Source organism: Dyadobacter psychrotolerans (genome assembly GCF_004349265.1).
Classification (GTDB): domain Bacteria; phylum Bacteroidota; class Bacteroidia; order Cytophagales; family Spirosomataceae; genus Dyadobacter; species Dyadobacter psychrotolerans.
Map to the genome: position 1 here is coordinate 15,901 of NZ_SMFL01000023.1, position 13,539 is coordinate 29,439.

Annotated in this window: 13 protein-coding genes; 6 read left to right on the plus strand and 7 right to left on the minus strand. The window is 42.4% G+C overall.

Going from position 1 to position 13,539, the window contains the following annotated elements:
* Positions 1-9: 9 nt before the first annotated feature.
* The 6 genes from panB to E0F88_RS31745 form a co-directional block, all read right to left on the minus strand.
* Positions 10-828 carry a 3-methyl-2-oxobutanoate hydroxymethyltransferase gene (panB, locus tag E0F88_RS31720; protein ID WP_131962514.1) on the minus strand — a complete coding sequence of 273 codons (819 nt, stop codon included), beginning with the start codon at positions 826-828 and terminating at the stop codon, positions 10-12.
* Between the two features lie 137 nt (positions 829-965).
* On the minus strand, positions 966-2,306 hold the full coding sequence (locus tag E0F88_RS31725) for a murein hydrolase activator EnvC family protein (RefSeq protein WP_131962516.1): 1,341 nt from the start codon (positions 2,304-2,306) through the stop codon (positions 966-968).
* A 92-nt stretch (positions 2,307-2,398) separates the two neighbouring features.
* Positions 2,399-3,232: a lipoprotein insertase outer membrane protein LolB1 gene (gene lolB1 / locus E0F88_RS31730; RefSeq protein WP_131962518.1), complete on the minus strand. Its 834-nt coding sequence runs from the start codon at positions 3,230-3,232 to the stop codon at positions 2,399-2,401.
* Positions 3,222-4,970 carry a tetratricopeptide repeat protein gene (locus E0F88_RS31735; RefSeq protein WP_131962520.1) on the minus strand — a complete coding sequence of 583 codons (1,749 nt, stop codon included), beginning with the start codon at positions 4,968-4,970 and terminating at the stop codon, positions 3,222-3,224. Before E0F88_RS31735 ends, lolB1 begins: the two co-directional genes overlap by 11 nt.
* A gap of 150 nt (positions 4,971-5,120) precedes the next feature.
* Complete coding sequence (locus tag E0F88_RS31740) at positions 5,121-7,553, minus strand: TonB-dependent receptor plug domain-containing protein (protein WP_131962522.1); 2,433 nt, start codon at positions 7,551-7,553, stop codon at positions 5,121-5,123.
* 83 nt (positions 7,554-7,636) lie between these two features.
* A complete protein-coding gene (locus tag E0F88_RS31745) occupies positions 7,637-8,971 on the minus strand; it encodes an APC family permease (protein ID WP_131962524.1) in 1,335 nt (444 codons plus the stop codon).
* Positions 8,972-8,987: 16 nt separating this feature from the next.
* On the opposite strand from E0F88_RS31745, the gene E0F88_RS33880 reads away from it, so the two are divergent.
* From E0F88_RS33880 to E0F88_RS31770, 6 genes are all read left to right on the plus strand, one after another.
* Positions 8,988-9,161 carry a hypothetical protein gene (locus tag E0F88_RS33880; RefSeq protein ID WP_165940214.1) on the plus strand — a complete coding sequence of 58 codons (174 nt, stop codon included), beginning with the start codon at positions 8,988-8,990 and terminating at the stop codon, positions 9,159-9,161.
* Positions 9,151-10,182, plus strand: coding sequence for a sensor histidine kinase (locus E0F88_RS31750; protein ID WP_165940215.1), 1,032 nt, complete (start codon positions 9,151-9,153; stop codon positions 10,180-10,182). Before E0F88_RS33880 ends, E0F88_RS31750 begins: the two co-directional genes overlap by 11 nt.
* A gap of 107 nt (positions 10,183-10,289) precedes the next feature.
* A complete protein-coding gene (locus E0F88_RS31755; RefSeq protein ID WP_131962528.1) occupies positions 10,290-11,000 on the plus strand; it encodes a LytR/AlgR family response regulator transcription factor in 711 nt (236 codons plus the stop codon).
* A 112-nt stretch (positions 11,001-11,112) separates the two neighbouring features.
* Positions 11,113-11,832, plus strand: a complete 720-nt coding sequence (locus tag E0F88_RS31760; RefSeq protein WP_131962530.1) for a dioxygenase family protein — start codon at positions 11,113-11,115, stop codon at positions 11,830-11,832.
* Positions 11,833-11,930: 98 nt separating this feature from the next.
* Entirely contained in the window at positions 11,931-12,467 is a 537-nt protein-coding gene (locus E0F88_RS31765; RefSeq protein WP_131962532.1) for a hypothetical protein, read from the plus strand.
* A complete protein-coding gene (locus E0F88_RS31770) occupies positions 12,461-13,177 on the plus strand; it encodes a pirin family protein (protein WP_131962534.1) in 717 nt (238 codons plus the stop codon). Before E0F88_RS31765 ends, E0F88_RS31770 begins: the two co-directional genes overlap by 7 nt.
* On the opposite strand, the gene E0F88_RS34460 is transcribed toward E0F88_RS31770, so the two are convergent.
* The gene (locus E0F88_RS34460; RefSeq protein WP_229213974.1) at positions 13,174-13,377 is read right to left on the minus strand and encodes a PIN domain-containing protein; all 204 of its coding nucleotides are present in this window, start codon (positions 13,375-13,377) and stop codon (positions 13,174-13,176) included. The genes E0F88_RS31770 and E0F88_RS34460 overlap by 4 nt on opposite strands.
* Between the last annotated feature and the right edge of the window lie 162 nt (positions 13,378-13,539).

Here is a 13,539-nt window from a genome sequence, read left to right on the forward strand (position 1 = left end):
TTTAAAAGGTCAATAAGATTCTTTCTCATTCGGAAATGAGCTGCTCTTAACGTCCTTGATGTAATTCGTAATAGCATCATTCATGATCGTATTCAGATCTGCATAATGTCTTAAAAACCGTGGTTTAAACTCTTTATTAATGCCTAAAACATCATGTATCACCAGAATCTGGCCATCGGCATGCGGCCCGGCGCCAATACCAACTGTTGGAATGCTGATACTTTCTGATACCAGCTTGGTAAGGCTGGAAGGGATTTTTTCCAATACAACTGAAAAACAACCTACCTCTTCCAGCATACGCGCGTCCTCTAATAATTTCGTCGCTTCGGCTTCTTCCTTTGCACGGACGGTATATGTACCAAACTTGTAAATAGACTGCGGAGTGAGCCCCAAATGGCCCATTACAGGCACTCCGGCACTAAGAATACGTGTTATAGAATCTTTAATTTCCAAACCGCCTTCCAGTTTGACCGCATGCGCGCCGGATTCTTTCATAATGCGAATAGCAGAACTAAGCGCTTCTCTCGAGTTTCCCTGATAAGATCCAAACGGAAGATCCACAACAACCAATGCACGTTTTACCGCCCTTACCACCGATGCAGCATGATAAATCATCTGATCGATCGTAATTGGCAAAGTTGTCTCATGTCCGGCCATCACGTTCGAAGCAGAATCTCCTACCAGGATTAGCTCGACGCCGGCAGCATCTACGATACCCGCCATGGAATAATCGTAGGCTGTGAGACAGGATATTTTTTCACCACGCGTCTTCATTTCCTGAATGACGTGGGTCGTAACTCTTTTTATATCAGTTTTATGTACAGACATGGATTTTTTTTAAAATAATTAAAAATTGTGAATGAAGAATTAAGAATAACTTCACAAATTACTTCTACTCTAAACTCATCACCGCAACGGCGGACAATTCTTAACTCTTAACCGCACCGGCGGCCCGGTCTTAATTTCTACCTCCTGATCAGCCAGTTCTCCGGATTTAACCGGGATGTATTTTTCCAGATCTGGAACTGTAATTCGGAAGTTCCGTCGCTATCGGTTGCCACGCGTCCTATGTTTTCGCGGGCCTTGATCTTTTGTCCCGGACGAACCGAAACTCCGCTCATTTTGGCATAAATCGTCATATAATTACCATGCTGAATGGCAACCACACTTCCCATTCCCGGCATTTGCGTTACATCCAACACCACGCCGTCGTAGACCGAACGTACAGGATCTCCGGCCGAAGTCTGGATATCTACACCCAGGTTATCAACCATCACACCTTTTAATACCGGGTGAGGCCTTTGACCAAAATGTCCTGAAATAAAACCTTTTACGGGCCATGGCAAACGTGCCTGAGAGGCCGTAAACGATGATGCAAGCGTGGTTTCCTCTTCGTTCATACCGCCCGAAGAAACAACGGGCTCTTCTTCTTTCGGTTCGGCAACAACAGCAGCTTCGCCTTTTTTCTCTCTTTCTGCGTTTTCACGTGCAAGTCGTTCGCGCTCCACTTTTCTTCTCGCTTCTCTTTCTTCGCGCTCTTTCTTTTCGCGTTCAAGCCTTTCTCTTCTTTCCCGCTCTGCAATTCTACGAATATTTGCTTCCAGGAAATCGGTGGCTCTTTTATTTTCAGCAATCTGTTTTCTCAGTTCAACCTCTTTTTGAGAAAGCTCCTGAATTACTTCATTTTGCTTTGTTTTAAGACCTTCCAGTTTTGTACTTTCTGTTAAACGTGTATCAAGAACTGTTTTTTGCTGCGTTTTTTTAGATGTAATTCGCCTGCGTTCGGATTGGAGCTGAGCTTCTAAAACTTCCATTTCCTTAACCTGTCCCTGTCTTGCTTCGGTATACTGTTTCAAATATTTGTATCGCAATACAAACTGATTAAACGTACCGGAAGAAAAAAGGAAAACAAGCTGATTTAAATACGCATTTCTTTTTGAAGCCTCATAAATCATCCGTCCGTACTCTTCCTTTACCTTCGCCAGACTGGCGGCCAGTTCCTGCTGCTTTTTTTCAAGAACTTTAAGTTCTTTATCCAGCAAATCCAGATCATCGGAGAGAAGATCTATTTGTTTTTTATATGTGTTAATCTGCTGATTTAACGCTCTCAACTGTCCCAGATTGACATTCTTCTGAGAAGAGGTCTGTTTCAGGATATTCTGAATCTCCTTTATTTTGTTTTGGTTTTCAGACTTTTCCCGTTCCAGTTGTTCCCTGGTTTTTTGGGCAAATACGCTCAGAGAAGCACAGAACGTGAAGATCAGTACTAAAATTAAGCAACGGTAATACGGTTTCTGAAGGGGCATATGTGTTTTTCTTGCGACCTAAAATACCTGAACGGCAGGCAAAGTTAAACAGACTTAACCTTTTGCCCTATTATTAAGACGACAATCTGGATTTACCGCTTACGGGTATAACCGGAAGGAACGCTGAAAGGGAAACCCGGATTCTGATTTAGAATTTCTACTTTGCTATGTTTCAGCGTAATTTTTGTTTCTGAAAGCTGCTGATCCTTCGGCGATTTTACGTTCAATGTGACAAGACTTGAAAACGGAAACAAGAAACTGCTCACTTCCTTAAAGTCACCGTAATTGAGTGAAAACGTATTGCTTGTGCCTTCTTCTGTGGCATTTAGCCTGGCCAGTTTCAGGTTATCTGCTGTGATAAAATTGTCTACTGCAACGCGGGCCTGCTGTTGTTTTAGTACAAAAAATTCATTCTCCTTAGTAAATTTTGAATCCGGCTGCTGCGGAAAGGGGAGGTTACCGATGATAATCGACTGAAGTAAAGGAAAATTGAGATCGAAGTTATATTGCTTACTCAACTGGGCATAACTGAAAACAAAATAATCCTTATGAAATTTATCCATAAAAACGATTGAGTCCGGTGTAATCAGCCCACGGGCAACTTCAAAGCCAACTCCCGTAACCGAAATCCAGATCAGACTGTCCTTTTTGATACGGATGTTTACATTGGTATTGTCAAAATTCTGCTTTTTACTTTCAAAGGAAAATTTGGATTTGGCGGTCAGATAATCAAAAGCAACCTCCTGAATTTTTACCGGAGCCGCCGTTTCCGCAACTGCCGGAGAATCATTAATAATCGAATCCTTTTCAACCGAAATCGCTAATGTATCTTGTTTGTCCGTATTTTTTGAAATGCGGTTTTTGTGACAGGCAGTAAATGATATCATACTGATTGCCAGAAACCACATCGAAATTTTATTGTTCATGAAGTGCACCGGTTGCTATTTTTTTATCGAGAAGTTCTGTTGTTTCTCCCATTTTACGGGCTTTTTTCCACTGTGCTACGGCATTATCTCTTTCTCCGAGCTTAAACAGTACATCTCCGTAGTGTTCAATAATCGTGCCGCTTACAGCTGAGCTGTCGGTCATTGCTTTTTCAAGAAACACTTTGGCTTTTTTGTAATCTTTCATGATATACAAAACCCATGCGTGCGTATCCAGGTAAGTTGGGTTATCCGCGTGCATCTGAACCAGCTTTGCTGACATTTTTAGTGCCAGGTCAAGCTTTTCTTTGCGGAGCGACAGGAAGTAGCTGTAATTGTTCAAAACATGATCGTTATCGGGATTTTCTTTCAAAGCCAGATCATAGGATGCATCAGATTTCACATTATCACCGGTACCGTTGTAAGCATCGCCCAGCTGGGCATATATAAACGGAATCATCGGCTTGTCAGTGATCAGTTTCAGGCTTTCTTCAAGAGACGAAATAGCCTGTTTATAATTTTTTTTCATCAAAAGCGCTGTACCGTTAGAATACCAAAGCATTCCCTGGTTTGGAAAAACTTCCAACGCCTTTTCAGAGTGGACCAGCATGCTGTCAACCTGATTGAGCTCACCATCCAATTGTAATACAGCGCCCCAAACCTCATATACAGAACCATCAAGTCTGGCTGCAATGGCATAATTATCACGTGATTCCGGTGTTTTACCACTTATCCTGAGCAAATCTGCGTACATGACATAGGCTTTGGCAACGTTAGGGTGTGTGTCTACCAATTGTTTAGCCAGTAAAACGGCATCACTGATTTCAGCTTCCGTTTTTAACATGGATTTATATCCTGCCAATACCCTGATCTTTGGTTCAGCGTCCAAATTGGGATTAGCAAAAACGAGCTTTAATTCCTGATTACACTTTTCTATATCACCGTTTCTTCTGTAAATATCAGCGAGTAAAACATGTGCCTGCGCCTCATCAGGATTAATTTTTATAGCCTCTTCGAGTGGTTTTATTGCTTCTGCAAGACGGTCATTGGCAATTAAAATTTCAGCCATTTCTACCCTGTAACTCACTTCATTTGGCTCGGCAGCAATCAGCTTTTTAGATTCTGTCAGGGCTTTTTCAAGATTATTCTGACGTAAATAAAGCTGCTGTTTCTGATGCGTGATTTCTTCCGTTATTCCAATAGATTTTTCAAGAACGTTATAGGTTGCTATCGCTTTGTCAAACTGATCATTAAATACATAAATAGCTGCAAGTTCTACTCCATACTGAATATTCTCAGGGCTCTTTGCCAACAGCACTTCATAAATCTGGGCTGCTTCGGCATACTTACGCTTTTTGGCATAAAGTTCAGCTAACTGCTGAGCGTAAAATATGTTGTTTTTATCAAGATCGTAGGCTTTTTTGGACTCAGCCATGGCATCGTCACCCTTGTCTAGTTTAATCAGTGCAGAGGCGAGCATATAGTGGCTGGCGGCATCCTGCGGAAGCATTTCGGCAAGTTTTTGAAAAATTGGAAGTGCCTTGGCCGGCTCGTCCTTCATCATGAACTTCATTCCCTCAACTGCCTGTGATTCTACGGCAAGATGTAAGCTTGCAGATTCCTCCTTTTCCGGCTCGGTTTCTTTAGCTTTACTACGGCGCTGGGCATTGGAATCCTGTGTGATACCGGTGGCCACAAACAGGGAGATCAGCAGGGTCAATTTTAAGAATTCTGTCCTCATAAGTTATCTTATTGCCAATCAGATAGTCAGACAGATCGGCCGTTTCATAGTAAACAGCAAAGTTATCAATTTTCGTTCTGTTTGATCCGGTACTAAACCTTTAAACAAAAATAGTAACGACAAAAACGGGTTAATCTTATTTGTAATCAGTTATTGAACAGAATAAGCCGCCTTGGCTGATCCTGGCAAACCATTCGGACTTAGCACTTCAACCCGAATATCCATGGGCGCAATTGCATCGCTGTTATAATACTGGAAACGAACCTTGCCATCTTTACCCGTTTTCAGCATGGGCGCCCAGAAAACAGTAGAACGGTAATCGGGTCTGGAGTCTTCCTGGCGCGTCACATCGTATTTTGGCATATAAAATTCTTTGGGAACATTATATCCTGCAATAGACGAAACCAACACGCCGGGTACAATATCCTGAGAATAATCGTATTCTGTATTTCCTCTTTTGGTATAAACCGCAATGACACCGCTTCCGCCACGACTGCCATATATCGCTGCCGAGGCACCCTTCAGTACATCAATGGATTCAACATCGTTGACATTAATAGACGTAATCATATCCTTATCAACCGGCATGCCGTCCAGCACAAACAGTGGCTCTCCCTGATTTCCCCTGATAGACACGGTCGCATTCATACCGGAGCCTGTTACCTGCACACCAGCAACCCTGCCGGCCAACATATCGAGTATGCTAAAAGCCGAAGATGCTATTTGCTGGGTAACTTTTATCGTTGCATCTGCATTGCTGTATATCTTTCTTGTATCACGAACCACCTCTTTTTTCCCCTTAATCGTTACTTCATTTAAAAGGCGCTCCCGGTTAGCCCGAATTTTCCTGACAAAATCCTGGTATTCCTCCGCTCTTTTCAGATAAGCTGCCAGTTGTACCGCGTCGACTGTCAGCGGATAAAATGGCACTTTTAATATTGTTGCTTTGGGTGGCTGAAAAAGATCAAGGACAAAAGATAGATTTTGATTTCCCTTTTTGTTCATTCCCTGTAAACGCACTTTTATTGAATCTGAAAAAACAAGGTTATTGACTGCAAAAATACCGGTTTCACTCGTTTCCGGTGCTAGCATAGCGCTGAGGCTATCACTATACAAAAACAGGGAAAGCATTACTTTTTCTGAAACTTTCCGGTTGTTTCGTTTCACCTGTCCCTCCAGTGTAATTCCCTGTTCTGTAAATCTTTTAGGCGGAACCAGTGAGTCCTTTTGAACATCTTCCCATCTAAACCGGCTCCATCCCTGTGTCATCATCAGACAATCCATATGGATTTTTCGCTCTGACCGTTCCATGTCAAAGTAATAACCCGGCTGTTCCACATATCCTTTCAGATCCGAAGTGAGCATCAAATTCGAAACCAGGTTCTCATCATAAGGCTGCTGAGCAATTTGTCCTGCATCCGTAACCGCAACAGAAAGATTTGTTTCAATCGGTTTTCCCGCAGTATCTGTTACTACAACTTCGATTTCTGTTTTTTCACGGGGTTTGTATGCAGTTTTAGTCGGATTTATCTTCACATTTAAATGTTGTCCCTGGTCGATAAAAACAAGCCGTTCGCAAACCGGTTTATTCTGGTCATCAAAAAGCGTGAGATGGGTAATGCCGTCGGGCAAATCTTTTTTACTAAGGCTGATTCTTAAACTTTTAGAAGAAACTTTTCCTTTGGCAACAAAAGCAACAATTCCTTTTGAGTGTGCAACTACATTCACATTTCTTTCTTTTCCATCCGCGAAATTCTGGTATATCAGAATGCGCATTATTTCAGGATTAGATAAATTGTCGACGATGAGCGCATACCCGTTTTCTGAAATAGCCGGGAAGTTAAAACTTTTATACGGGCCACCTTTTCTCTGTACGGAGGCGGTATATTTTTGTCCTTTTTCAGGTGTAAACTGAATCCTGCCTATTCCCAGATGTTCACTTTTAAAGGCAATAATGGTGTCCCTATTTTGATTAAAAACGAAACCGCTTACATCTTCACCTAAACCTTTTTCATTAATCCCCTTAAAAGCAACCCGGCTGCTGACGCCGGAAATGAGCTGTCCGCCTTCGGGAAAAAACTGTACATCAAAGTTTGCTGCCGGTGCCGGTGATGGGAGTACTTCCTGTCCGAAAACATAAATATCTTTTTCAAAAAAGAAGTCTTCTGAAAAATTGCGCATCCAGTTGGTGTAGGCCCGAATGGTATATGCGCCGTAGGGTAGCGTTTCAGGAAGTACAATATCACCATGTCCAACACCTCCATCCATTCTTACACGCCGCAGTGCGGTATTTTTCCCGGTTCGCTGTTCGATTAAATCTACATATAAAACCTGGCTGGCGCTATCTGCCTGGTGCAGCGAACCTTCTACCAAATAACCTTTAAACCAAAGTGTATCACCAACAGTGTAATAGGGTTTGTCAAGATGCAGATACGCCTTTTCCTGCGGAAAGAGCATCCGGTAATTTTGCAGTTGCCTGGCGATCTGCTGACTAAAATCCTCTTCGGCAAATTGAAATGCAATCAGAAGAATTAATGCAAAAGGTGCAAGCGAATATTTGAGGGCTTTTTTGATACATGGCATATTTACAAAATAATATCTGTTGGATGCAATTTATCGATTTTTGGTTAATGAAAAACAAGATGTAACCAACAGTAGTCTAAAACCTACCTGTTTAATTTTTTAACCAAAAGGTAAACCGGATAACTTATAACTAAAAACAGCAAGGCAAATTTACTGCTGGACAAATCCTGAATAACAGCAATTACGAGGAAGGAAAGAGAAAGAATAAGCATAATAATGGGCAGAACCGGATAGGCAGGAACTTTCCAGGGCCTGGGCAGGAGCGGTTCATTTCTGCGCAAAGCCAGCAGCGAAGCAAACCCGGAGGCATAACCAAGCACAAAGAAAAATGTCGCAATGTCTGAGAGTTTTTCGCAGGCCTCTTTTCCGATTAGAATCAGTGCAATGGCTACTGCTGAAGTAATCGGCATAAGATAGGAGGGGGTACCGCCTTTGTTTACACGCGTTCCGCCTTTCAGGAAAAGCCCGTCACGACTCATCGAATATAAAACCCTGGGATTAAACAAAAGCTGGGCATTGACAATCCCAAGAATGGAGATCATCAGAAACAAGGTTACAATTTTCCCGGAACCCTCACCAAAAATAAGGCGAATGGCATCCGCGGCAGCCAGTTTCGATTGGGATAATTCATTCATCGGCAGCACATATAAAATCGCCAGATTACAAAGAAGATAGATGGCTATAATCAGTAAAACGCCCCCAATCATTGATTTTGGAAGATTTTTGGCAGGATCACGATCTTCTTCGGTAAAATAGGCTGCCGTATGCCAGCCGTCATACGTATAAAAGATAGCCATTAAGGAAAATACCACCGGTGCAATCCAGCTACCACCTTCGATAATGCGGCTGGTTGTCAGCTGCATTTCTTCGGGAGAAATTTCTTTACCATAGATGTAACAGATAGCCACAAACGCAAACAGCCCGACACCTTTCACAACGCTCATTACGTTCTGGAACGTACTGGCCAGTGAAAGGCCCATCCAGTGAATTCCTGATAAAATTAGTAAGATCGCGGCTGCGACATAAGGCTCGTATCCAGTAAAAAAAGGCAAAAGCAAAGCCAGATATTCACTCATCGTATACACACCAAATCCGAGCGCAGAACAGGTGCCGAGCCAGCTGTTGATACCCACTACAAATCCCGCGTAATTGCCAAAAGCCCGCTGCGCATATACATACCATGCTCCGGCCTTGGGTACGGAAGTACCAAGTTCAATAGTACACAGCGTTCCCAGAAAAGCATACAAACTCACCGCGCCCCAAAGTGTCATGATCAGCCAGGGCTCACCGAGCTGCGCCGCAATTGGGCCGGGCTTACGAAGAATTCCTGTACCAATTGTTCCGCCAACGGTGACTGCAATGCCAAAACCAACGCCTAAAATCTTAAATAACTCGTTTTTGGTAGAGGCTTGTGCCATGATAGAAGTGAAAGTTATGCTTTCCGAAAATAGCAAAACTTTTTCTTTAACCAACCGCTATATTCGTAAAGAATTCAGTAACAAAAATGAAGCCACGATCAGCTATGCCGCAAATAAAGAATTTATGGATCATTCACGTTTTGGGGTGGCTTCTGTTTATGGTCCTGCCGCTTACAATCATGTCCCGTGAATCGGACGTTTATGCACAGTTTAAATTACTTCAATCAGGGTCACTCTGGCTTTTCTTCCTGATCTATTTTGCCATTTTTTATCTAAATATTTTTGTCCTGATACCCGGGTTATTTTTAAAGCAGCAATACATTCTCTATTCAATCATTTTTGTAGCCGGCCTCTCTCTGATTTTTTATACACAGCCTTTTGAAAAACTTATATTTCAAAAATTTCATGAGTCAGAACAGATCGGCAGAACAGGAAGAGAAGAAAGATTTCGCCTGCCCCCGCCGGAAATGCGCATGGACACCGACAGGCCACCTCCAGGGGAAATTCGCCCGGAAAACCCTTTGCGTGTTGACTTTGTAAGTTTGGTGCTTTTTGTGGTTGTTTGGGTTGTAGGCATGGCCACCAAAATTTCGGAACAATGGCGGCTGTCTGAAAAAAAAGTGATTCTCTCCGAAGCAGACAAGGCGCAGGCCGAACTATCGTTTTTTAAAGCTCAAATCAACCCACATTTTTTATTTAATACACTCAATAACATCTATTCCCTTGCCATAACAAAAAGTGATCACACAGCACCCAGCATTCTGAAATTATCAAAAATGATGCGATACATCACCGAGGAGGCGACGCAGGACTTCGTGCCCTTGCATGATGAAATCACCTGTCTGGAAAGTTACATCGACCTTCAAAAACTACGTCTGAATGACAAAACGCGCGTAAATTTTAAAATAGATGGCGAAATCAAAAACAAACAGATCGCCCCGCTTATCCTGATGACTTTTGTAGAAAACGCTTTCAAATATGGAGTGAGCAACCGGTTTGAAAACGAAATCGATATCAGGCTTGAAAGCACAGCCACATCTGTTTACTTTTTTTGCAGGAATGAAATTTTTGAAGCGAATGAAGCAGGCGAGCGTCAGGGAATAGGTATCGCAAATACCAGAAAACGTCTGGATTTTCTGTATCCTGACCGATATGATTTAAAAATTTCAAAAGAAGAAAAAACCTTTGAAGTAAGTCTTACCGTCCATTAAAATCATATCAAACAACTAACAAAACTTAAATGCTCTAAAATGACCAAGGTGTTTAATTAAAATAAAACACTTAGCAGTTTCCCTCTTAACCTAAAATTTTCAACGCCATGAACTGCATCGCCATTGACGACGAACCGCTGGCACTGGATATTCTGAAAAACTATATAAAGCAAATTCCAAATCTGGCGCTCATACGAACTTTTGACGATGCCATCGAGGGTGCCGCTTATTTAAAGGAACATAAAGTTGATCTGCTTTTCGTAGATATCAACATGCCGGACCTATCCGGACTGGAACTGGTAGCTGCACTGGATCCTAAACCGATAATCATTTTCACAACCGCTCACAAAAAATTTGCACTGGAAGGTTTTGAACTCGAAGCACTTGATTATTTACTCAAACCGACCCCGTTTGAACGTTTCGAAAAAGCAGTAAATCGCGCCTTTGAACAGTTAACTTTTAAGAAAATAATACTGCCTGCTGTTTCTGAATCGATAATTGTAAGATCTGAATACAAAATGGTGAAAATAGAGCTTGCCGATGTTGACTATATCGAAGCCATGGAAGATTATATCAAAATTCACCTGATCAGTTCAGCCCATCCTGTTCTCACACTGAGGTCGTTAAAAGGAATTTTTGAACAGCTTCCCAAAACACAGTTTAGTCGTATCCACAGAAGTTACATCGTACCCGATGCGCAGGTTCGTTCTATTCAGAATAAAAAAGTCAGGCTAGCTTCCGGCAAAGAATTACCTGTAAGTGACAGTTATCTGGATTTTATAGAAAAATGGAAAACGCGGAAGGATAATCCAAATTAACGACCGATTCACCGAGAGAATCACACCATTCACCGACACAAACTTTCCATCCTGCAACAAATTGGGCCAACAGTTCGATAATGTATTTATACTACACAGAACTGTCAATCACATGGAACGTAAAGATTTTTTAAAGAAGGGTTTCTCTGCACTAGGTTTTGCTGCAATTGTACCCATGATCAGCTGCTCTAACAACTCCGTAGACCCGGAAACAACAACCGAAACAACGACAGGCGGCACGACCACAGGAACCTGTACCACAACGGCATCAGAAACCGAAGGTCCTTTTCCTACAAAATCTCCTGCCAGTTATGTTTTAAACGACATTACTTCGGATCGGACAGGGAATAAGTTAACGGTAAAAATCACGATTCAGAACAAAAACAACAGCTGTGCAGCGCTAGCCGGTGCTTTGGTGGATATCTGGCACTGCGATGCAGCCGGTAATTATTCGGAGTACGGGGGAACAGGGATGCAGTCGACCAATTACACTTCTGTTCACTTTTTGAGAGGAAGGCAAACGACGGATGCCAATGGATTGGTCACATTCACCAGCATTTATCCAGGTTGGTATTCCGGACGCGCACCGCATATTCATGTTCACGTATACAACGCAAGCGGAAAATCCCTTCTGGTAACTCAAATTGCCTTTCCCGAAGCCACAAGTGCCTTGGTTTATGCCCAGGGCGTTTATAAAAGTCACGGACAAGCAGATACAAAAAACGCAAACGACAATGTTTTCAGCGATGGTGTAACCACAGAACTTGCATCGGTAACAGGAAGTGTTTCAACCTCGTTTGAGCTAACACATACAGTTGTAGTAAGTGCATAGGGCAATCTGCTGTCGGCGGTCCGCTATCAGCCATCCCATAATTCGTCGTATTGTTAAAACAGCGCCGTCGAGAGCCGACTGCCGAAAGCTGATAGCCAATGAAACTATTTCGTCTCTGTTACCGCAAAATCATTGATATCCAGTCCCGGAAAGCCTGGGACAAGATGGTTTTTGACGATACACATCTTGAATTTTACATGCAGGCACAGCGCATGGATCCGGATGGTAAATATTCCACTTTTCAGGAATTATCTGATAATGTCCCCGGCGCTGACCAGTTGCATTATTTGGCCAGTACGGCGGCAGTAGCCTACATCAGACAACTAAAAGATGTGGTCCCGGACATTGCCAATGCCTATGGAAAATTGTGTCTTCCTTTTAAAAATTTCCGTTTTGAGATCGTTGAATCGCATATTACGGATAAAATGAAACACAAAATCGCAATCTGGTTTTACAGCGATCCTCTAACCTGGATTGATACAGTGAATAACCAGCTATTAGTTGCTTACGGCGACCAGCGAGAAGCTTTCCGGAATGGAAAAGAAGTTGAAACGGACATGATTTCGTTGTCTCCCTTTTTGAGTATTTCACATATCACAAGCATTGCAGTTCCTAATTTTCAGTCAGTATGTTAGTTCAGACAGAAGCCCAAATTTACCTGGCAAACCAGAGGGGAAATAGTTACTCCGATGGTTTCCGGAGCTTTCATACACTCAATTTCGGAAACTATCTGGCAGAAGGAAGAGCATCGTTTGGAAGGCTGCTTGCCTTTAACGATGAAGCACTGGCGGCGGGTAAACGCACGGTTATCACCTCATCTAAGCCTGTTGAAATTATTCTGTTACCCATCACCGGCGGACTGGAACTGATTGATCGTTACGGAGAATCAATATTTGTAAGTTCCGGAGAAGCATTTCGTTTCCTTGCTTTTCCGGAAAGTAGTTTTACTGTTTTTAATCCATATCCAAAGGAAACAATCAATTATCTGCAAATCCAGCTAATTCCGGACTTGTCTTCTGATGCGATTGATAACCATTTTGACGAAACCCCTCACGTTCAGTTTTCTTTGGAAGGAAAAAACAATCTCGTACCGGTTTTCTCCGGAATCGGCCAAAAAGTTAGCGGATTTATGGGCAAATACGGCGGCCGGGAAGAAGAAGAATTTAAACCATCAAACCCGTACGCGGGCATTTTCACCTACATCATACAAGGCGCCTTCGAAGTACAAAACAGACTTCTCGAAAAAGGCGATGCACTTTCACTTACGAATGTAGAAACGCTTGAATTTGAGGCTCTTTCGGAGGATGGGATTATTTTGGTGATGGAGGTTGGCCACACGCTTTAAGGTTCGTAACGGACAAAAGTTAAATCTTCTATCCCTTCAAAATGTTTGTCAGCCGATAAAAGGGGGATGCCAAGAAAAATCGCTGTTGCCGCAACGATTGCATCAGGTAATTTTAATTTGTGCTTACGGCGAAGTTGTTTGGTAATTTCTTTAATCCCGGCATTGATGTCAATGATGGCGCATTCCTCCAGAAAAAACATAATGGATTGTTCTTCCGATTTTGTTATGTCCTTATAACCAAGAAGTTCAAGTTCATTTATAAAGGATACGTATCAAGTTCATTTATAAAGGATACGTATAACGACTTCCCCTGCAAATAGTGTTGCAGAACTGTATCCCCATTTAACAAATAAAGTACAATA